Source organism: Rhodococcus sp. IEGM 1306 (assembly GCF_036541985.1).
GTDB classification, from domain to species: Bacteria; Actinomycetota; Actinomycetes; order Mycobacteriales; family Mycobacteriaceae; genus Rhodococcus_F; species Rhodococcus_F qingshengii.
The window spans coordinates 1,332,281-1,353,630 of sequence record NZ_JAZHFF010000001.1; the positions used below are offsets into that span (position 1 = coordinate 1,332,281).

General features: G+C 63.5%; 17 protein-coding genes. 9 read left to right on the plus strand and 8 right to left on the minus strand.

The window, feature by feature from the left end; translation table 11 throughout:
• Positions 1-14 precede the first annotated feature (14 nt).
• Both V3587_RS06560 and V3587_RS06565 read left to right on the plus strand, forming a co-directional pair.
• Positions 15-776: a crotonase/enoyl-CoA hydratase family protein gene (locus tag V3587_RS06560; protein ID WP_003945127.1), complete on the plus strand. Its 762-nt coding sequence runs from the start codon at positions 15-17 to the stop codon at positions 774-776.
• Between the two features lie 7 nt (positions 777-783).
• Entirely contained in the window at positions 784-1,749 is a 966-nt protein-coding gene (locus tag V3587_RS06565) for an adenosine deaminase (protein WP_019749316.1), read from the plus strand.
• A gap of 3 nt (positions 1,750-1,752) precedes the next feature.
• Here the strand turns inward: V3587_RS06565 and V3587_RS06570 are convergent, their stop codons facing one another.
• Positions 1,753-3,066, minus strand: coding sequence for a D-arabinono-1,4-lactone oxidase (locus V3587_RS06570; protein ID WP_042450351.1), 1,314 nt, complete (start codon positions 3,064-3,066; stop codon positions 1,753-1,755).
• 78 nt (positions 3,067-3,144) lie between these two features.
• Between V3587_RS06570 and V3587_RS06575 the strand changes: the two genes are divergently transcribed.
• A complete protein-coding gene (locus V3587_RS06575; RefSeq protein ID WP_020908434.1) occupies positions 3,145-3,792 on the plus strand; it encodes a TetR/AcrR family transcriptional regulator in 648 nt (215 codons plus the stop codon).
• Positions 3,793-3,862: 70 nt separating this feature from the next.
• A complete protein-coding gene (locus V3587_RS06580) occupies positions 3,863-5,038 on the plus strand; it encodes an amino acid deaminase/aldolase (protein ID WP_007736155.1) in 1,176 nt (391 codons plus the stop codon).
• A gap of 30 nt (positions 5,039-5,068) precedes the next feature.
• Here V3587_RS06580 and V3587_RS06585 read toward each other — a convergent pair whose 3' ends face one another.
• Positions 5,069-8,512: a TM0106 family RecB-like putative nuclease gene (locus V3587_RS06585; protein ID WP_283376224.1), complete on the minus strand. Its 3,444-nt coding sequence runs from the start codon at positions 8,510-8,512 to the stop codon at positions 5,069-5,071.
• Positions 8,513-8,595: 83 nt separating this feature from the next.
• Between V3587_RS06585 and V3587_RS06590 the strand changes: the two genes are divergently transcribed.
• Complete coding sequence (locus V3587_RS06590) at positions 8,596-9,237, plus strand: alpha/beta hydrolase (protein WP_283376225.1); 642 nt, start codon at positions 8,596-8,598, stop codon at positions 9,235-9,237.
• Positions 9,238-9,242: 5 nt separating this feature from the next.
• Here the strand turns inward: V3587_RS06590 and V3587_RS06595 are convergent, their stop codons facing one another.
• Complete coding sequence (locus tag V3587_RS06595; RefSeq protein WP_283376226.1) at positions 9,243-9,860, minus strand: cysteine hydrolase family protein; 618 nt, start codon at positions 9,858-9,860, stop codon at positions 9,243-9,245.
• 92 nt (positions 9,861-9,952) lie between these two features.
• Here V3587_RS06595 and V3587_RS06600 point away from each other — a divergent pair, with 92 nt between their 5' ends.
• From V3587_RS06600 to V3587_RS06610, 3 genes are all read left to right on the plus strand, one after another.
• On the plus strand, positions 9,953-10,654 hold the full coding sequence (locus V3587_RS06600; protein ID WP_007736157.1) for a FadR/GntR family transcriptional regulator: 702 nt from the start codon (positions 9,953-9,955) through the stop codon (positions 10,652-10,654).
• The gene (locus tag V3587_RS06605; RefSeq protein ID WP_064689332.1) at positions 10,651-12,021 is read left to right on the plus strand and encodes an FAD-binding oxidoreductase; all 1,371 of its coding nucleotides are present in this window, start codon (positions 10,651-10,653) and stop codon (positions 12,019-12,021) included. Before V3587_RS06600 ends, V3587_RS06605 begins: the two co-directional genes overlap by 4 nt.
• 78 nt (positions 12,022-12,099) lie before the next feature.
• The gene (locus V3587_RS06610) at positions 12,100-13,095 is read left to right on the plus strand and encodes an NAD-dependent epimerase/dehydratase family protein (RefSeq protein ID WP_317829735.1); all 996 of its coding nucleotides are present in this window, start codon (positions 12,100-12,102) and stop codon (positions 13,093-13,095) included.
• Between the two features lie 56 nt (positions 13,096-13,151).
• On the opposite strand, the gene V3587_RS06615 is transcribed toward V3587_RS06610, so the two are convergent.
• The 4 genes from V3587_RS06615 to V3587_RS06630 form a co-directional block, all read right to left on the minus strand.
• On the minus strand, positions 13,152-14,939 hold the full coding sequence (locus V3587_RS06615; protein ID WP_042450345.1) for an AMP-dependent synthetase/ligase: 1,788 nt from the start codon (positions 14,937-14,939) through the stop codon (positions 13,152-13,154).
• Between the two features lie 139 nt (positions 14,940-15,078).
• Positions 15,079-15,777 (minus strand): hypothetical protein, encoded by a 699-nt coding sequence (locus tag V3587_RS06620; protein ID WP_058228429.1) that lies wholly within the window; start codon positions 15,775-15,777, stop codon positions 15,079-15,081.
• A 126-nt stretch (positions 15,778-15,903) separates the two neighbouring features.
• The gene (locus tag V3587_RS06625; RefSeq protein ID WP_054827947.1) at positions 15,904-16,530 is read right to left on the minus strand and encodes a phosphoribosyltransferase; all 627 of its coding nucleotides are present in this window, start codon (positions 16,528-16,530) and stop codon (positions 15,904-15,906) included.
• A 55-nt stretch (positions 16,531-16,585) separates the two neighbouring features.
• Positions 16,586-17,413, minus strand: coding sequence for a carbon-nitrogen hydrolase family protein (locus tag V3587_RS06630; protein ID WP_050656184.1), 828 nt, complete (start codon positions 17,411-17,413; stop codon positions 16,586-16,588).
• A gap of 102 nt (positions 17,414-17,515) precedes the next feature.
• Between V3587_RS06630 and V3587_RS06635 the strand changes: the two genes are divergently transcribed.
• Positions 17,516-19,291 carry a DEAD/DEAH box helicase gene (locus V3587_RS06635; protein WP_003945121.1) on the plus strand — a complete coding sequence of 592 codons (1,776 nt, stop codon included), beginning with the start codon at positions 17,516-17,518 and terminating at the stop codon, positions 19,289-19,291.
• Between the two features lie 101 nt (positions 19,292-19,392).
• Here V3587_RS06635 and V3587_RS06640 read toward each other — a convergent pair whose 3' ends face one another.
• Positions 19,393-21,291: an ABC transporter ATP-binding protein gene (locus V3587_RS06640; RefSeq protein ID WP_283376228.1), complete on the minus strand. Its 1,899-nt coding sequence runs from the start codon at positions 21,289-21,291 to the stop codon at positions 19,393-19,395.
• Positions 21,292-21,350: the final 59 nt, after the last annotated feature.

Consider the following 21,350-nt stretch of genomic DNA (forward strand, 5'->3'; position numbering starts at 1 on the left):
ACGAGAGGGACATCATGGCGGACGAGGTTCTCACCGAGCGGCGCGGGCGGACACTGATCATCACCATCAACCGACCCGAGGCGCGTAACGCCATCAACTCGGCGGTCAGTCACGCATTGGCCGCTGCGGTCGAAGAGCTCGATGCGGACGACGATCTGTCCTTGGCGGTGCTGACAGGGGCCGGCGGAAACTTCTGTGCCGGTATGGATTTGAAGGCATTCGTGGCCGGCGAGAACGTACTCGTGCCGGGACGCGGTCTCGGATTCACGGAAGGGCCGCCGCGTAAGCCGATCATTTCGGCGGTCGAGGGCTTCGCGTTGGCAGGCGGCACGGAACTCGTGCTTGCCACCGACCTGGTGGTCGCGTCGTCCGAAGCGAAGTTCGGTATCCCGGAGGTCAAGCGAGGGCTGGTCGCAGGTGGAGGCGGATTGTTGCGCCTGCCCAAGCGGATTCCGTACCAGAAGGCATTGGAACTGGCCCTGACCGGTGACAGTTTCACAGCCGAGGAGGCCTACCGCTACGGCTTCGTGAACACGTTGACCGAGCCAGGTAAGGCGCTCGAAGGCGCGCTGGAGCTGGCTGATCGCATCACCCGCAACGGACCGCTCGCGGTTGCGGTCACCAAGGAGATCATCGTCAAGGCCGGCGGTTGGTCCGACGACGAAGCTTTCGCGAAGCAGTTGCAGGTCATGGCGCCGGTGTTCGCGTCCGAAGATGCACGCGAGGGCGCGACGGCGTTCGCCGAGAAGCGCGCCCCGGTCTGGAAGGGGCGGTAACACCGACATGGCTACACCTGTCGCAGAGCTGCACATGCACATCGAGGGTTCTCTGGAACCCGAACAGATTTACCGACTTGCCGAGCGCAATCGAATGGACTTGCCGTACAAGGATATCGACGATCTGAAGTCGAGGTACGAGTTCACCGATCTGCAGTCGTTCCTCGATCTCTACTTCGCCAACATGGCCGTCCTGCGCACCGCGGAGGATTTTGCCGACCTGACGCGAGCGTACTTCCGCCGCGCGGCTGCCGCCGGCGTCGCGCATGCCGAGTTCTTCTTCAATCCACAGGCGCACGTGGTCCGTGGTGTTCCGCTGACCGAGGTCCTGGACGGGATCATGGATGCGGTGGCATCGAGTGAGCGCGAGTTCGGGCTCAGCAGCGCGGCAATCGCCGCCATCCTCCGAGATCAGCCCGTCAAAGACGCCGAGGAGATCTTCTCCGAGATAATTCGCCTGCAGGCTCCAATCGTCGGGCTCGGACTCGACTCCGCGGAGGTCGGCAACCCGCCGTCACTGTTCGAGGACGTGTTCGCCCGCGCGCGTGCCGAGGGTTTGCACGTTGTGGCTCACGCCGGTGAAGAGGGACCGCCCGAGTACATCTGGCAGGCGCTCGACATTCTCGGCGCCGAGCGGATCGACCACGGAGTCCGGGCACTCGAGGATCCTGCCCTGATCGAGCGTCTGGTCGACGAGGAGATTCCACTGACGGTCTGCCCGTTGTCGAACGTTCGTCTGCGGGTGTTCGATTCGCTGTCGGATCATCCGCTTCGATCGATGCTCGAGATGGGTTTGATCGTCACGGTCAACTCCGACGACCCGGCCTACTTCGGGGGATACGTCGACGACAATTTCACCGAACTGGGCCGAGCCCTGGGTCTGACCGAGGCCGAGCGAGACACCCTCGCCCGGAACTCGATCAAAGCCTCGTTTGCGAGCGATGCGCGAAAAGCGGAACTGCTGCGGCGCTGACCGTCAGTCGCCCAGCACCTGACGCAAGTATTCGTTGTCGAACACACGATTCGCGTCGTACTTGTCTCGAACGGCGACAAAGTCGTCGAGTCGGTCGTACGTCGGACGCAGGTCGTCGACGGTCCGGTTGTGCATTTTTCCCCAATGCGGCCGGCCGTCGACGGCGCGCGCGATGGCTTCCACCGCGGCGAAGTACTCCGTTTCGGGTCGGCGGTGGTACTGGTGTACCGCGATGTATGCGGTGTCGCGTCCGTGAGCAGTGGAGAGCCAGAGGTCGTCGGCGGCAGCGAAACGTACTTCGACGGGGAAAGCGACGTTGGTTCCGGACTTCTTCATCCAGCGATCGATTTCGTGAAGTGTCTCGGTGACGTGTTCGCGGGGAATCGCGTATTCCATCTCCTTGAACTTCACCCGGCGCGAAGACGCGAATACCCGGTAGCTGCGATCTGTGAACTCGCGGGCGCCGAGCAATCGGGACGACACGTTGTTGATTCTCGGGATCGCGGCCGGTGCCAGGGTGGCAACGCGGTTGACACCTTCGAAGAGTGTGTTCGAGAGGAGTTCGTCGTCGACGAACGCGCGGACCTTGCCCACCGGATCGGGTTCGGTATCTCCGGGCAGTCGCGTATTGCTCTTCGTCAGGACACGATCGGTGTGCGGGAACCAGTAGAACTCGAAGTGATCCAGGCCCAGGCGATCGCCCTCGAGGGTGTCCAGTATGTGAGACAGCGTGTCGGGTTCCTCGATTGCGCGAAGTGTGAATCGCGGAACGCAGGCGAGAGTGATCTTCGAAATGATGCCGATTGCGCCCAATCCGAGGCGGCCCGCTTCGAACAGCTCGACGTTTTCGTCGGCGCTTGCGGTAACGACGGATCCGTCGGCGAGAACGATCTCGATTCCGCGAATCTGTGTGGCGATACCGCCGAATCGTGCGCCGGTGCCGTGCGTGCCGGTGGACGTCGCGCCGGCCAGTGACTGGACGTCTATGTCACCGAGATTTGCCATCGCATATCCGCGTTGCCACAAGGCGTCGTTGAGAGCATGAAGGCGAGTGCCTGCAAAAACAGTGACCAGCGCACCGTCGTCGGTCGGTGTGATCGAGTCGATTCCGCTCAAGTTGTCCAGGCTGACGAGGACACCGTCAGTGACCGCGACACCGGTGAACGAGTGGCCGGCGCCGACGGCCTTCACACGTTGGCCACGCGAGGCGGCCTCGGCGACCAACGACGAAAGTTCACGGGTATTTGTCGGCGTCGCAAAGCGACGCGGCGCGGCGCTTTGAGTGCCCGCCCAGTTCTGCCAAGTGTCCGAAGCCATTACGCAATAATGTACTTGGACGGTCGTCCAGGCAAGTATTGCGCGAAGATTTTGTCATTTGCGTTCTACGATCATTGGATGCTGAACAGGCTCCCGGCGGACGAACGCCGCACACAATTGGTCGAGTCCGCCTTGTCTATTGCGGAACAGCGCGGTGTCAGTTCTGTGACGGTAAGGGCGGTGGCAGAGGAGGCCGGGGTATCGCTCGGCGTCGTTCATTACTGCTTCGAGAGCAAGGAAGCGCTGATCGCGGCAATGGGTGAAACGCTCATTCTGCAGCTCAGTGCGTCGATGCAGTATGCGTTCGCGCAGGTCCGCCATGCGCCGGATCTCAGTGGCGTGCAGGGGCTCAGGGAATTGCTGCACATCGGCCTGACCGGAATGTGGCCGACCATCGAGGCAACCCCGGATCGCCAGTTGTTGACCTACGAAATTACTGCGCAGGCACTGCGTAGTCGCAATCTCGGAGCCGAACGTGCTGGGGCGGTTGCATTTGAGCAGTACCGAATCATGGATGAGCTCGCGGTGTCGTTTCTCGAAGAGTGCGCCAAGATATCGGGCACGGTGTGGACGGAGCCGTTGAGTTCGATTGCGCGACTGAGTCTTGCGATGATCGACGGCCTTGTTCTGCGATGGCTGGTCGATCGTGACTCCGACGCGACTATTGCCGAGTTCGGAGAAATGGTTCAGGTAATCGCCAACAAAGCCGTGGTCGCGCCTCAGTAGAACCGCCATCCTGGACATACGTCCAGGATTGGTGATTGACTGGTCGCACGCCGCGACGATTGGATCATCTGTGACCAGGACCCTTGATCGACTCACTGCTGCCACGCGAGAACTCGACCCGCCTCTGGCTGCTCTGGATCTGACCACACTGCGCAGTAATGCAGCCGACCTGGTGCGCCGTGCCGGTGGAACCCCGGTGCGAGTGGCGAGCAAATCGGTTCGTTGTCGGACGGTTCTGGCTGAAACTCTCGGCGACACACTGACCGCGTCCGGCGGATTCCGCGGAATCATGGCGTACTCACTGCGCGAGGCTCTGTGGCTGGTCGGGCTCGGCGCACGGGACATCCTGATGGGGTACCCGACCGCCGATCGTGGCGCCATCGCGGATCTCGCTGCCGATGACACAGCTCTCGCATCGATCACCTTGATGGTCGACGACGATGCGCAGTTGGACCTCATTCGTTCGGCGTCGACGGGGGATGCGCCTGTCCGGGTGTGTCTCGACGTCGATGCGTCGCTTCGGATCGGTCCGATCCATCTGGGCGTACGACGCTCGCCACTGCGCGAACCTGGCGCGGTCGCCGCACTCGCGGCGCGTGCGCGCCAACGCGGATTCTCCGTCGTCGGAGTGATGTTCTACGAAGCCCAGATTGCCGGCCTTCCTGACACCAGTGCTCCGATCGGTTGGGTCAAGAAGGCCTCTGCCCGCGAATTGGCGTCCAGAAGGGGCGCTGTGGTCGCGGCCGTCACCGATGCCGTGGGTGCACTCGAGATCGTCAACAGCGGCGGTACGGGGTCGCTGGAGGTCAGCTCGGCCGATCCTGTGGTGACCGAGGTAACAGCAGGCTCCGGACTGTACGTACCGACCCTGTTCGACCGCTACCGTGCCTTCCGTCCCGATCCGGCGCTGTTCTTCGCGCTGTCGGCCGTGCGCAAACCGACGCCGTCGGTCACGACCCTGTTCGGTGGCGGATACATCGCGTCGGGACCTGCGGGAGCCACCCGCGTTCCGTCGCCGGTCTGGCCCGCCGGTCTCAAACTGCTCCGTAACGAAGGTGCCGGCGAAGTCCAGACGCCGGTCACCGGGAAGGAAGCCGGCAACATCGCGATCGGCGACCGTGTGTGGTTCCGTCACGCCAAAGCCGGCGAGCTGTGCGAGCGCTTCGACCGCGTGTACGTGGTCGAAGCCGACGGCACCCGAACCTCGGTTCCCACCTATCGCGGCGAAGGGCAGTGCTTCGGGTAGGGCAGTGCTTCGGGTAGGGCAGTGCTTCGGCTAGCTCGTCAGCCTCATGAATGCACCCAGTTCGACCAATCCCGCAGGCGTACTGGGCATGTACTGCGTCAACGCGTGCGATCGAACGATGATCGCGCACCACTTGCCGCGTGAGACAGCAACATTGAGACGGTTTCGCGACAGCAGGAACGACATCCCTCGCGGGACGTCCTCGACGGCAGATGCGGCCATCGACACGATTGCCACCGCAGCCTCGCGGCCCTGGAACTTGTCGACGGTCCCGACCTCGACCTCCGTGAGACCGGCCTCGGTGAGATCGCGCTCGACGGTGCCCACCTGGGCGTTGTACGCCGCGACCACGAGAATGTCCGACTGCTCCAGCGGCCTGGTTCCCTCGAACTCGCTCGGGTCGGTCCAAGGCGTGCCGAGAAGGCCCTGGATCTGGCGAACGATTTCCTGGGACTCTTCCGGGGAGTAGGTGGAATTGCCGCGGTGATCGACGAACACCGTGTGTACTCCGGCAGCGAGTCCGTCGAGCTTTCTTGCCGCACTGACGGTTTCCTGGGAACGCAGCTTGCCCTCGTACGACAATGCGGACACGGGCGCACACAGATCCGGGTGCATCCGCCACGTTTTCTCGAGGAAGTAGCCGAGTTCGGGTGGCAGTGCGCCGTGTCCCTCGGCGAGCCAACCGAGTGCCGATTCGTCGACAGGTTCGGGGTGAGTGCCTTGGCTCACCTGCGGCAACTGCTGCGGGTCGCCCAGCAGCAACAGGTTTCGCGCGGAAATCGCGACGGCAATGGTGTTCGCCAGCGCGAATTGACCTGCCTCGTCCACGACGAGCAAGTCCAAGCTGCCGGCGGGAACACGATCGGTGTTCGCGAAGTCCCATGCAGTGCCGCCGATGACGCAGCCGACGCCTTCGGCCTCGGCGATGAATCCCGCATATTCTTCGGATGCGATGTCCTGCCATTCTGCGGTCTTGCTGCGGCTGCCCTTCTTTGCGACCAGTGCGGGGTCCACGCCGGCCTTCAGAATGCCGCCGAGCATGTTCTCGACCACCGAATGTGATTGTGCCACCACGCCGATTCGCCAATGGTGTTGTTCGATCAGTGTCTTGACGACACGAGCGCCCGTGTAGGTTTTGCCGGTACCGGGAGGACCTTGCACCGCCACGTAGGAATCGTCGAGGTCGAGAAGTGCGGCGGTGATGGCGTCGGCGTAGTTGTTGTCGGTGCCGACAGGTGGCAGCGGTGAACCCGAGAGGGTTCTCGGGGTGCTGCGCCTGAGAATGTCGACTGCCGCGATGTGTGGCAGTTCGGGCAGGCTCTCGCTGGCGCCGGATGCGGCAGCGGCGATGGACTTCTCCATGCGTCCGGTGGGAATCGGACGACCAGGTGCCAATGCGACTGGAGCATCGAGGTATTCGTCACCGCCGAGCAGTTCTTCGACGGTGACCACGTCGAGTCCTTCGGACTTGACCACGGCCGTGACCTTGACGCTGCTGGTGCCGCGTTGGGTGGGGTTCTCGCTTGCAACGGCATCGGGGGAGGGGGTTGCGTAGAGAGCGAACAGATCACTGCCCGGGCTCAAAGACGTTCCGGTGCCGAAACTTCCGGTCAGCTGAATGTGTCGACGGAACTTCTTCTGACGTGGAGTGCTCTTGTGCCAGTCCGCCTCGATTTCGGACTGTTCGACCACCATGACGTCGCGGATGTCCACCAGGTCTTCGATCGGTGTGACCAATCGGTCGAAGTGGGCCCACCAGTACGGCTTCCGCTCACGATTGTGGTACCCCACCGCAGCAGCCAGTAGAGCAGCTGCCTGCTGATCGGGGGTACGCGCCGAACCTGCCTTGTGTCCTGCGAATTCGCGGAGCGCGATCTCCGATTCGGTGAGCTCCTCGAGTGGAATCTTGATCTGCCCGGTCGGCTCACGAAGTTCGACGCCGTGTTCTGCGGCGCGCTCGGCAAGCCAATCGCGCAGGCGCAGAGTGGATTCGCAGTCGTATTCGTTGTAGTCGGAGATGCCCTGAAGAAGTTCCCTGGCCTGGTCGGCTTGTCCGCCGTCGCGCAATTGGCAGTAGTCGGCATAGGCGACAACCGAAGCGGCGGCATTGGTCACGTCGCCGTCGCGGCCGTGCTCACCCATGTATAGCGGCTCGAGTTTCTTGATGCTGTACGAGCGTTGTCCGATCCGCAGGCAGGCACGGACGATCGGGTACAGGTCCACGAGCACGTTCTCGCTGAGCAGGGTGTCCACCGTTTGCTCGCCGACACCGTGACGTGCGGCCAAGCGCAACAGCGCCGATTTCTCGTACGCGGCGTAGTGGTAGATGTGCATGCCTGGATGAGCTTCTCGACGCGCGGTGACGTAATCGAGGAAGTCGAGGAGCGCCTGGCGCTCACCCTCGCGATCGTGTGCCCAGAACGGCTTGAACACGTAGTCGTCCGCAGGCCCTTCGACCACACCGAACAGATACTCCAACCCCCAATCGGTGGACCCGTCCTCGGCCCAGAGCGGATCGCCCTCGAAGTCGAAGAAGATGTCGCCGTCGTCGGGGATGGGGAGTCCGCCGAGCGCCGAGGGTTCGTAGACCTCGAATTCGGCGTCGCCGGACACTTCCTGGCGTAGTTGAACCGCGGCCTGTGCACGGAGTTTGTCGAGTGTTTCCCGGCGGATGCCCTCGATTGGGCCGGTGCTCGCGGCGAGTTCGTCGATTGTCGTGATCCCCGAGACGATCAGCTGTTCACGCTGATTGCCGCGGACGCCCGCAACCAGCAGCAGGTCTCGATGGCTTTCGACCTCGACGCTGCAGGTGTCGCATCGACCACAACGCAGGTACCGATCGTCGAGCCACTGTGTCGGTTTCCCCTCGGCGCGGTGCTCGTCGAGGACTCGTTCGAGTTCAGCTCTACGTGCCGCGAATACCGGCGCGATGTCTCCGATGTCGTGCGACGACGTGCTGCCGTCGCCTAGCAGTAGATGAACTTGATCGGAGGCGGCAATTGCATTGCGCTCCAACGCATCCGCGTATGCGGCGAGTTGTAGAAGTGCCGACACCTTGGCGTGCCGGGAGAGCTTGCTGTCGTAGACCGCGTAGGTGTCGCCTTCGCGGACGAGGAAATCGCAGAACCCGAGGAATCGGCCGTCGAAAAAGGTTCCCTGATAAATGACTGGCGCGCCCGATCGTGCTGCCTCGACGGTGGCCAACGTGGCAGCGGTCAGGCCTGCGCGTGAGTGTTCCGGTCGCGGCATGACGACGACGCCGTCTCCGTGCTGATCGATGAACTTCTGAAGCTGTTCGCGCTCGTGCGAGTCGCCGAGGCTCGACGTCCGTTCGAGCATCGGATCCGCCTCGGCGGCCTCGGCCGCGATCAGACCGGTTCGGGCGTCGAGTTGCCGCAGCAGTGCGAACTCGCACGAGGCCGCAGCCGAGAGGTCGCTGGCGCTGTAGACGATCTGATCATCGAGTAGGAACACAGGGCGATTGTGCCATCGCTCACCGACAAGGCAACCCACCAGTAATCGCTCACGAGCCGCGGATATCGGTAGCGGCGTGCAGAATGACGATCATGCCTTTCTTCGACGGACGAACCGGTCAGGTGCACTTTCGGCATTGGCCGGCGGCAGGGGGTGCGGTGCCCACGGTGTCACTGGTCTTTCTGCACGGTCTCGGCCAGCACAGCGGCCAGTATCACCGCTTCGCGGGCGCAATGACGGCGTCGGGGATCGACGTGTGGGCGATCGATCACACCGGGCACGGTTTGTCGGAGGGTGATCCGGGAGTCGGGGCTCCGCTCTCCGATCTTGCTGCCGATGCAGCCGCGCTGGCTGACATCGCCTTGGCGGAACTGCCCGAAGTTCCGCAGGCGGTGATGGGTCATTCGTTAGGTGCCGTGACGGCGCTGACGATGCTGGCTCATCGCGATCACGATTTTGCCTCCGCAGGGCTGTGCGGCATCCCGCGCAGCGCGGTCGAGCAACACGGGTGGGCGGAACTCTCCGACGCGGGCATCCCGGTTTTGGTCGTTCACGGTACCGACGACCGGATCGCCCCGGTCGATCCCGTCCGGGACTGGGCGCGGACGCTGCGCAACGTCGAGATGCGCGAGTTCGAGGACGCCGGTCACGACCTGCTGCACGAGAAGGTTCACGCCAGTGTCACCAACGTCAGCCGTGAATTCCTTCTCGCGCATTCCAGGTAGTCCTCTCAGGAGAGCGCGCCGAGCACCTCTTTCGACGTGACGGGGTGCGAGAACATCGGGTAGTCGTAGGTGATCGCGTTCTCGTGTTCGGCGACCGAAGTTCCGGCTACACAATCGGTGAGTGTGATGACCCGGTAGCCGTTCTCGTATCCGGTGCGCATGGTCGATTCGACGCAGCAGTTGGTCAGGAAACCGCCGAGAAGTATCGTGCGAATTCCTTTGCTGCGCAGAATGAAATCGAGGTTGGTGCTGGCAAAAGTGTCGAGTCCGCGCTTGCCCTCGATGACGATGTCGCCGTCTTTCGGAGTGAGGTCGTCGACGATAGCGGCGCCCCACGAACCTTTCACGAAGGCCTTTCCGTCGACGACGCCCTTGAGGATTCCGTACGGATGCGAGGTGATTTCGTTGTACCCCTCGGCGAAGGTGATCGGTGCGTGCATCACGGTGACACCCGCCCCACGGGCCGCATCGACCAGCGCGGCGGTGTTCGCGAGGAGTCCGTTCGATTCCATGACTGGTGCGACGGCCTCGTGGAGGACACCGCCCTCGGTGGTGAAGTCGTTCTGGTACTCGATGAGCACGACGGCGGTGGTCGCGGGATCCAATTCGAGCTTGTCGGTCATGGTCGGCACCTTCTCTGTTGTGGTCCGGGTCACGAATCTCCTCAATTAAACAGTTTGTCAGACAAGCAGGCAAGGGGTGGTAGCGTCGCGGCATGGATACGACTCCGTTGTCGCGCATGCCGCTCAGCCTTGCCGTGTCGGGAAGAATCCGTGCTGCCATACTCGACGGCTCGCTTCCCGTCGGCGAGGCATTGCCGACCGAACAGGAACTCGCGCAGACGTTCTCGGTGGGGCGATCGACGGTCCGTGAGGCGCTTCGTGTCCTGCAAGCGCAGGGATTGTTGACCGGCGCGGACACCACTTCTACTGCCAGGCCTCGGGTGACGCACGAGCATACGGCCGATTCCGCGGCCACAGCTCTCAGCACGGCGTTGCAGGTGGGTGCAGTTCCATTGGGCGATCTTGTCGAATTGCGAGTGCTGCTCGAAGCTGCTGCGCTGCGCACTGTCGTCGCGGTGCCGAACGGCGCCCGGGATGCGATCGAGCGGATGCGCGTCGCAACCCTTGCCGACGACTCGGTCGCATTCCACGACGCCGATGTCGACTTTCACGTTGCGCTGGCCGGAGCGGGCGGGAACAAGGCGTTCGGGTTGGTCATGACGGTTCTCCGCGACAGCATCGCCGGCTACCTGCTGAGCGAACTCGACTCGCGCGAGAACTCGGCGGCCACGCTCGGCGCACTGTTGGCCGAGCACGAGGGTATCGCCGACGCGATCGAGCGCGGTGCAGCTGACGAGGCCGCCGTTTTGGTCGAGCGCCATGTGCGCGGATTCTACGAAGGACGAACACAATGACCACGAGTATCGATCTGTTGGGTGAACGCTTGCAGAAAGCGGTGGGGGACAGGGCGACAACCGATCCCGACCGAATGGGCGCGTACGTCCGGGATCAATCACTGCTCACCACAGCCGGAACGCCCGCCGCGCTGGTCAAGGCGAAGACGGTTGACGACGTCGTTGCGGTCATGACGGTGGCCCACGAACTCTCCGTTCCCGTGGTGACACGAGGGGCAGGTACCGGATTGGCCGGCGCCGCCAACGCACTCGACGGATGCATCGTCTTGAGCGTCGCGGGCATGGATCGCATTCTCGAGATCGATCCTGCCGCGCGCACCGCCACGGTGGAGCCCGGAGTGATCAACGGTGACCTGGCGGAAGCTGCTGCACAGCAGGGCCTTTGGTACGTACCGGATCCGGGAAGCCGGTCCATCTCGAGTATCGGCGGCAATCTGGCGACAAATGCAGGCGGCATCTGTTGCGCCAAGTACGGCGTCACCGGTGATCACGTTGCGGCCCTGACGGCGGTACTCGCCGACGGGCGTGTGATCCGTACCGGTGCACGGACGCGCAAAAACGTTGCGGGGCTGGACCTGACACATCTGCTCGTCGGGTCGGAGGGCACTCTCGCGGTCATCGTCGAAGCCACGATGCGGTTGCGTACGGCGCCCACTGCCGCGACCACTGTGGTCGCCTTCTTCGATTCCGCGGAGTCCGCGATCGATGCCGTCCTCGCCGTGTCGGCAGTGGCCGAACCGTGTCAGATGGAGTTGATGGACGACGTCACCATCGGCGCCGTCAATCGGCTGACCAAGATGGGGCTGGACGAATCGGCCGGGGCGATGCTGCTCATCCAGTGCGACGGTAGGTCGGCGGCCGCCGAGGCAGCGGACTGCGCCGCGGCGTGCGAAAGTGCCGGGGCCCGAGAGGTTTTCCACACCGACGATCCGGTGGAAGGTGAAGAGTTCACCGCCGCGCGCCGCATGGCCTTGCCGGCTCTCGAGGCGTTGGGCACGGTACTTCTCGACGACGTCGCGGTGCCGGTGCCGGCGTTGCCGTCCATGTTGGAATGCATTCGTGAAGCGGCCGATCGCCACGGCGTCACGATCGGAACCTTCGGTCACGCCGCCGACGGCAATCTCCACCCGACCATCGTGTTCGACGCTGCCGAATCGGGTGCGCAGGATCGTGCGCGCGGAGCTTTCGACGACATCGTTGCCGGCGCACTGGCGTTGGGCGGAACGATCAGCGGTGAACACGGTATCGGGGTTCTCAAAGCGCCGTACATGGCGGACATGGTCGGCCAGACCGAACGCGAAATGATGCTTGCAGTGAAGGCCGCATTCGATCCGAAGAACATTCTCAATCCCGGACGAGGTATCTGAGCGGTTAGTCCGTGCCTCAGTCGCCGGAAATTGCGCTACCAGACGAACGTGTTGCCGCACGACGCTTTTCAAGTGACGATGGCCCTCATGAAGCTGTTGATGCTCGGAGGAACACGGTTCCTCGGCCGCGCTCTCGTCGATGACGCTTTGGCTCGGGGCTGGGAAGTGACAGTGCTCCATCGTGGGCTCACCGGAGCGCCACCACCTACAGCGGAGGTCCTGTTCGCGGATCGCACCGATCAGCGTGCGATGGTTGATGCGCTCGGTGATCGTCGATGGGATCTTGTCGTCGACACCTGGTCGGGTAGCCCCCGAGTGGTCGGTGAGAATGCACGCGTTTTGCGCGGTCACGTCGACCGGTACGCATACATCTCCAGTGGATCCGTCTACCAATGGGGCTTGCACGTAGACGAGAACTCGCCGGTGGTGGCCGCATCTGCGACCTCCGATGACAACAGCGATTACGCGTCCGCCAAACGTGGGGCCGAACTCGCTGTCCTGGAATCCTTCCCGGCCGCGTTGCTCGCGAGGGCAGGGTTGATACTCGGCCCGCGCGAGGACATCGGGCGGTTGCCGTGGTGGCTGCAGCGCATCGCGGCGGCCGGACGTGTCGTTGCTCCCGGAGTGCCGACCAGACCGTTGCAGTACGTCGATGCCCGCGACATCGCAACCTTTGTCCTGTCCGGACTGGCCGCCGGGATCAGCGGGGCATACGACGTCATCAGCCCGTCCGGCCACACCACTACCTCCGGACTCCTCCAGGCGTGCGTGGTTGCCACCGGTTCGGACGCTGAACTCGTGTGGATCGACGAGGACAGGCTGGCGGCCGCTGGAGCGCAGCCGTGGACACAACTTCCGTGTTGGGTGCCGCAGGAGGGTGAGTTCGCGGGCTTCCTCGAAGCCGACACCGCCAAGGCGGGGCAAGCAGGGCTGCGGTGCCGGCCCGTCGAAGACACCGTGCGCGATACCTGGGAGTGGATGCAGCGGGAAACTCTGCCGACTCAGCGGGAGGATCGTGCGGTGCACGGCCTTCCATCCGAGATCGAAAAGGAACTACTCTCCGCCGGACAGTGAAACGAGTCTGGCCCGGTTCGCATTCGAACCGGGCCAGACTCGTGAAAGACGATCGATCAGGCGTACAGGTCGCTGATCTTGGTCTTGTGAGCTTCGTGAATGATGTTGCGCTTGAGCTTGAGCGTCGGCGTCAATTCACCGGTCTCCTGGGTGAAGTCGACCTCGAGGATCGTGTACTTCTTGATCTGCTCGGGGTTGGAGACCTTCTTGTTCGCGTCGGCAACGGCCGAGTCGATCTCGGCGATCAGGTCGGCGTTCTTCACCAGATCGGCAATCGGGGTGCCGGCGGGCAGGCCGTTGCGCTCGACCCAACCGGGCAGTGTCTCCGGATCGAGGGTGATCAGTGCACCGATGAACGGCTGACCGTCGCCGACGACGAGACACTGGCTGATCAGAGCGTGCGCGCGCAGGGAATCTTCTAGGCCTGCCGGTGCGACGTTCTTGCCGCCCGCGGTGACGATGATTTCCTTCTTGCGTCCGGTGATGGAGACGTAGCCCTCGTTGTCGATCGAGCCGAGGTCGCCGGTGTGGAACCAGCCGTCGACGATGGATTCGGCAGTGGCCTTCTCGTTGTGCCAGTAGCCGGCGAACACGACCGGGCCCTGCAGGAGGAGTTCGCCGTCCTCGGCGATCCGTGCTGCATGGCCGTTGATCGGCTTGCCGACGGTGCCGACGCGCTGCGCGCTCGAGGTGTTGACGGTGATTGCGGCGCTGGTCTCCGTGAGTCCGTAGCCCTCGTAGATCGGGATGCCGACGCCGCGGAAGTAGTGGCCGAGGCGCGCGCCGAGGGCTGCGCCACCGGAGACTGCACGCTCGCACTCGCCACCCAGAGCTGCACGCAACTTCGAGTAGACGAGCTTGTCGAATACCGCGTGCTTGAGCTTGAGTGCCAGGCCGGGGCCACCCTTTTCGAGGGATTCGCTGTATTCGATGGCGGTGGCAGCAGCCTTGTCGAAGATGCTGCCCTTACCGCCGTCGACTGCCTTCTGGCGAGCCGAGTTGTACACCTTCTCGAACACGCGGGGCACCGAGAGGATGAAGTTGGGCTTGAAGCCGGCGAACTGCTCGAGCAGCGTCGTCAGGTCCGACGTGTGGGCGACGGTGACCTTGGCGTCGAAAGCGCCGAAGGAGATCGCTCGCGCGAATACGTGGGCAAGCGGCAGGAACATCAGAGTCTTCTTGCCGGGGACCATGGACTCCGGCATCGCCAGGCGGCAGGCGTTGGACTCGGCGTAGAAGTTGGAGTGCGTCAGCTGGACACCCTTGGGGCGTCCGGTGGTTCCGGAGGTGTAGATCAGGGTCGCGGGCGAGGCAGCGGTGACCTGGTGACGACGAGTGTGCAGTTCTTCGTCGGTGATTGCCGAACCGCGACTGGACAGCTCGTCGATCGCACCCGACTCGATGACAAGAACCTCGCGGAGGGCTTCTGCGCCGTCGGTGACTTCCTTGTGAGTCTCCGCGTGCTTGGCCGTTTCGACGACCAGAAGTGTTGTCGCTGAATCCTCGAGGATCCACTGCGCCTGATCAGGGGAGGAGGTCTCGTAGATCGCGACGGTGCACCCGCCCGCAGTCCAGATGGCGTAGTCGAGAACGACCCACTCGTAGCGCGTCGCTGACAGGATAGCGACGCGGTCGCCGAGCTCGACACCTGACGCGATCAGGCCCTTGGCAACTGCGGAGACCTGCTTCGCGAATTCAGCTGCAGTGACGTCGACCCATCCACCGTTCGACGGCCTCTTGAACGGCACGAATGTGGGGTCTTCTTCGGCGTGACGGAACACGGAGTCGGCCATGGATACGTTCTCCGGAATTGAGAACGACTGTGGAACTGAGAACTCGCGCACTATTGACCCCTCCAGTGACTACTGACATTTCTGATGTGCATTGCATCACATTAGTCGTCATTTTGCACTGTCGTTACTATTCGGTAGAACTGGTCGGGCGCTGACCTGCAGTTTAGTGTGACCGCCTGTTTACAGGTACTCAGGCGACGTGTTGGAGCGTGCGACCGTGCACGGACAGCCACCGCCGAATTGCGTAGTCCAATCGGTCCGGATCCACTCCGAGTTGCTCTGCAGTAGCTGCAAGGATCTCCGAGGTGTCTCCCGGCAACTCGGTGGTGCCGAGTGTCGCGCTGATGAAGGTGTCGGCAGCGGTCCCCAGATCGGTGTGCGGAATTCCGGCCAACATCAACAGGTGGGCCCAGGTCACTTCGGAACCGTCTCCGCACGCGTCCACCCAGGCATGGTGAACGGCGTCGAGAGCGTTGTCGGAATCGGCGGCCGACAGCAGGTCCTCGACGCTGTTGATCCGCAAGTGATGGAGTTTCTCGGCGACCTGTTGGATGTGCCGTGCCTCGATCGGGACACCCGTCGCCGTGTAGCGACGCTTGTACGAGCCGATCTTGCCTGCCCACTGGTCCGAACTGCCGGCTTCCTCGAAGGTGCGGAGTAGTTCGCGTGCGCCATCCGTGACGGGTTTGTCCTCGCGGGCTTTCCGGTACGCCAGGTAGCGATCGACGACGGTCACTTCGCTGTGACCCGACGTGGACTGAACGGATTCGATGATGCACAGGGCGAGGCTCTGTCGATAAGCGTCTGACGCAACCCAGGCGGAAGGGTCGCCCAGGCGGTCACGGCACGCAGCTGCGACGGCGTCGACGGTATCGGTCGAGATGGTCACGGTTCCTCCAGAAAGCCGAATTCTTTTTGTTCCATTTGGGCTATCGGCACCGAGGAGCGAAATGTTGCACACATCACAAATTCTCAGAGATCTCTTGGACTGTGCTCAGGCTGGAGAGGTGTGCACTCAGGTGAGGAAGGACAGCACTTCGTCGTCGCTGAGTTGATGAAAGTCCTCGAATGCAGCACCGACGCCGCCTAACAGGGCAGGAACGAAGGGGCAGACGACCCGATCGGCGGAGCACGCGATCACTCTCATGGCTTCGGGGGAGGCTACTGGGACCGCTACGATCACGGCGGCAGCACCCGCGGTGCGCGCGCATCGGCAGGCAACCGCGGCACTCGCGCCCGTAGCCATTCCGTCGTCGACGATCACCGCAGTGCGTCCGTGGAGGGAAACCGGGGTCCGCCCCTCGCGCAGGAGATGCGCCCGCCGTTCCAATTCGGTTCGCTCGTCGCGTTCGACGGCGACGAGTTCTCTTTTCGAGACGCGAACCGCTGCGATGACGTCGTGGTTGAGGACCCGCACGCCGCCCTCACCGATGGCGCCCATCGCCAGTTCCGGGTTGTACGGACTGCCGAGCTTGCGCACCACCACGATGTCGAGCGGAGCGTTCAATGCCGCAGCCACCTCGGCTGCGACCGGAACTCCGCCGCGCGGGAGTCCGAGAACGACGGGCTTGTCGATACGCAAGGTCTCGAGCCGCCCGGCCAGAAATTTGCCGGCGGAAGATCGATCCCGATACTGGGTCACTGCGTTGTCCTCGAGAAGCTCGAACCCCGACCAGTTCGACGCTACTCGCTGCAGGTCACCGCGACGAGACTGTGAACCTCCGCAGCGCGAGAGCGGGATTCTTCTCGCGTACCTCGGCGATGCGAGCAGCCGAAACGAGTGCGGTGGCGACCCCGACCTGCTCGCCAAGTGAACACATCACGACGCCCATCGGGTCCACGATCATGCTTGCACCCGCGCCGCCGCGCGCGCTCTGATCTGCCGCTGCGATGTACATCGTGTTCTCGATGGCCCGGGCGCGCACGAGAGTGGTCCAGTGGTCTTCCTTGAGCGGCCCCGGCACCCACTGGGCGGGCAGGAGCAAGATGTCTGCGCCGACGTCGACGATGCGCCGGGTGACTTCCGGGAAGCGCAGGTCGTAGCAGGTCTGGAGGCCGAAGGTCAGGCCGTCGCACCCGAAAGTCTGCGGTTCGGTGATCTCGCCCGCGCGGATCACGGCCGACTCCTGGTAACCGAAAGCGTCGTAAAGATGCAGTTTCCGGTAGGTCGCCACCAGTTCGCCGTTCGGGTCCATCGCGACGAGGGTGTTGGAGATTCTGCTCACGTCGTCGATCCGCTCGTTCATTCCTGCCACGAGGAAGATTCCGAACTCCGCGGCGACCGACGCCAGCGCCGAACCGAATTCGCCGTCCAGGTCCTCCGCGGACTCGATCAAACGCTCATCCGTCTTCGGTGCGGTGAACATCGAGTATTCCGGCGCCACGACAACTTTCGCGCCGCGTGCTGCTGCATCGGAAGCCAGTGATCGCAGTGATTCGAGGTTGGCTTTCTTGTCCGTCCCCGGGGCGAATTGGGCAATCGCGACAACGGTCTGGGAGGGGGTGGCTGCGGTGGCTTCGGTCATGCTTCCTACGCTAGGCGAAACCCGCTGGGAGGGTGGATCTGTCGTAAAAGCACCCCCGGTATGTCGTCGTGTCTATACTCTATCCGCTAAACTGCTGGTCAAATGAGTGATATTGAGCGTGACCCCGAACCCCCAACATTTGCCGACCTCGACATCGATGATCGGGTACTGAAGGCACTGTCAGACGTGGGCTACGAGTCGCCCTCGCCCATTCAGGCTGCCACCATTCCGCCGCTGCTCGAAGGCAAGGACGTCGTCGGTCTCGCACAGACCGGTACCGGCAAGACCGCAGCCTTCGCAGTTCCAGTCCTGTCGCGGATCGACACGTCGATCAAGCAGACCCAGGCGCTGGTGCTTGCTCCCACGCGTGAGCTGGCGCTTCAGGTTGCCGAGGCATTCGGCAAGTACTCCGCGCACATCCCCGGACTCAACGTGCTGCCGATCTACGGTGGCCAGAGCTACGGCGTCCAGCTGTCGGGCCTGCGCCGCGGCGCACACGTCGTCGTCGGTACCCCGGGTCGTGTCATCGACCATCTCGAAAAGGGCACCCTGGATCTGACCAATCTCAAGTACCTCGTTCTCGACGAGGCCGACGAGATGCTCAAGATGGGGTTCCAGGAGGACGTCGAGCGCATCCTCCGCGACACCCCCGGCGACAAGCAGGTCGCTCTGTTCTCGGCAACGATGCCCGGCTCGATTCGCCGGATCTCGAAGCAGTACCTGAACAATCCGGTCGAGATCACCGTCAAGTCCAAGACGTCGACCGCCTCGAACATCACGCAGCGCTACATTCAGGTTGCTCATCAGCGCAAGCTCGATGCACTGACCCGAGTCCTCGAGGTCGAGGCATTCGAGGCGATGATCATCTTCGTCCGTACCAAGCAGGCCACCGAAGACCTGGCGGAGAAGCTGCGGGCCCGCGGGCACTCGGCTGCCGCGATCAACGGCGACATCGTCCAGGCACAGCGTGAGCGGACCATCGGTCAGCTCAAGAACGGCGCCCTCGACATCCTCGTCGCGACCGACGTTGCCGCTCGAGGCCTCGACGTGGATCGAATCTCCCACGTCGTCAACTACGACATCCCGCATGACACGGAGTCGTACGTCCACCGCATCGGTCGTACCGGCCGCGCCGGTCGTCAGGGTGACGCGTTGCTGTTCGTCGCCCCGCGTGAGCGTCATCTGCTCAAGTCCATCGAGAAGGCGACCCGTCAGCCGCTTGCGGAGATGCAGCTTCCCAGTGTCGACGACGTCAACGCCCAGCGCGTGGCCAAGTTCGGTGACTCCATCACCGAGAGCCTGGCCTCGGAGAATCTCGCGATGTTCCGCAAGATGATCGAGGACTACGACCAGGAACACGACGTTCCGCTCATCGACATCGCTGCCGCTCTGGCGTTGCAGTCGCGCGACGGCGAAGCATTCTTGCTTTCTCCCGAGCCGCCGGCACCGCCGCGTCGTGAGCGCGAGCCTCGTGAACCACGTCCTCCCCGTCGTTTCGACGACGGCCCGGCCCCGCGCTCGCGTGGGCCCGAGGGCCAGGAGCTGGCCGCGTACCGCATTGCAGTCGGCAAGCGTCACCGCGTCGTTCCGGGTGCCATCGTCGGTGCCATCGCCAACGAGGGTGGGCTTCGTCGAAGCGACTTCGGGCACATCAGCATTCGCCCGGATCACAGCATCGTCGAGCTGCCGGCCGACCTCTCCAACGAGACTCTCGAAGCTTTGCGTCGCACACGCATCTCCGGCGTCCTGATCCAGCTGCAGCCTGATTTCGGGCCGCCGCAGGGACGTCCGAGTGGCCGTGGCGACCGTGGTGGCCGGGACGATCGTGGTGGACGTGACGACCGCCGCGGTGGCGGACGCGATCGCTACAACGACTGACCTACAGCTTCAACGACTGTCATGAAGACTGAAACAGGCGCTGCCCTCCGCGAGGAGGACAGCGCCTGTTTTCTGTGTGGGGGGCAAGGCGCTGCGCGGTATCAGATCGGCGTCGGTGCGAGGGCGCCGTTCTTCCGGGCGTTGGTGTCGAACTGCGTTCGGTACAACTCGGCGTAGCGGCCGCCGCGCGCGAGCAGTTCCTCATGGTTGCCGCGCTCGACGATCTGGCCTGCCTCGACGACAAGGATCAGGTCCGCGGAACGGATCGTCGACAATCGGTGAGCGATCACCACCGCAGTCCGCCCGGCGAGTGCTTCGCCGAGTGCTTCCTGAACCGCAGCTTCCGACGTCGAGTCGAGATGCGCGGTGGCCTCGTCCAAGATGACGACGCGAGGCTGGGCCAGGAGCAGGCGTGCGATGGTCAGGCGTTGACGCTCGCCGCCCGAGAGGCGGTAACCGCGTTCACCCACCACGGTCTCCAGTCCGTCGGGCAGCGACGCAACCAGGTCGGTGAGCCGTGCGCGCTCCAGAACCTCACGCAGATCTTCTTCGGTGGCATCCGGTCGCGCAAGGAGCAGGTTGGATCGAAGGCTCTCGTGGAACAGGTGCCCGTCCTGCGTGACCATGCCGACGGTCTCCCGGATGGAATCGGCACTGAGGTCGCGGACGTCGACGCCGCCCAACTCGACCGAACCGGAGTCGATGTCGTAGAGGCGCGGAATCATCTGCGCCACGGTCGACTTTCCGGCACCGGACGTGCCGACCAAGGCGACCATCTGTCCTGCTTCGGTGCGGAACGACAGGTCGTGCAACACGTCCTCGCCGCCGCGGGTGTCGAGGATCGCGACTTCCTCCAGGGACGCGAGAGACACCTTGTCCGCGGATGGGTAAGCAAAAATGACGTTCTTGAACTCGACGGACACCGGGCCCTGCGGCACCGTGCGTGCATCGGGCTTCTCGGTGATGAGCGGCGCCAGATCGAGAATCTCGAATACCCGCTCGAAGCTGACCAGGGCGCTCATGACGTCCACCCGGGCGCTGGCCAGTGCGGTCAACGGTGAGTACAGCCGCGTCAACAACAGTGCCATCGCCACGACGGCGCCTGCGTCCAACTGTCCGCGCAGCGCGTAGAAGCCGCCGAGTCCGTAGACGAGGGCAAGAGCAAGGGCCGAGACCAGCGTCAGTGCTGTGACGAAGACGGACTGCAGCATTGCGGTCCGGACTCCGATGTTGCGCACACGCCTGGCGCGAACCGCGAACTCCGCAGATTCTTGCGACGGGCGGCCGAACAGCTTGACCAGAGTCGCGCCGGGAGCGGAGAACCGCTCCGTCATCTGGGTGCTCATGAGCGAATTATGGTTGGCTGCTTCACGATTGAGTGCTGCAAGTTTGGCGCCCATGCGCCGTGCGGGGATGACGAAGATCGGGAGAAGTAGCAGCGCGAGGACGGTGATCTGCCAGGAGATCCCGAGCATGACGATCAGCGTGATCACCAGGGTGACCAGATTGCTGACCACTCCGGACAAGGTGTCGCTGAAGGCGCGCTGAGCGCCGATGACGTCGTTGTTGAGACGGCTTACCAGTGCTCCGGTTCGAGTTCTGGTGAAGAACGCGATGGGCATCTTCTGGACGTGATCGAAGACGGTGGTGCGCAGATGCAGGATCAGGTCTTCGCCGATGCTGGCCGAGAGCCACCGGGTCAACAGTCCCAGAGCGGCTTCGAGAAGTGCAACCAGTGCGATCAGGGCGGCAAGTTTGACGACCACGTCGACGGCGTCGCCGCCGACTATCGCGTTGACCACGCGCCCGGCCAGGACAGGTGTTGCCACGGCAAGCGCAGCAGTGACGACACTCAGTACGAGGTACCAGCTGAGGTTGCGTTTCTGTGGAACTGCGAACGTCGCGATCCGCTTCAGTGTCGCCTTCGAGAACGGGCGCCGATCTTCTTGCGCGTGCATCGCGTTGTACATCGCGTTCCACGCGGTGACTTCCATACTCATGACTTCGCCCCTCCGGTCGCCGGCCACGAAGATTACGTGGCCGGTACGACACGAAGGTA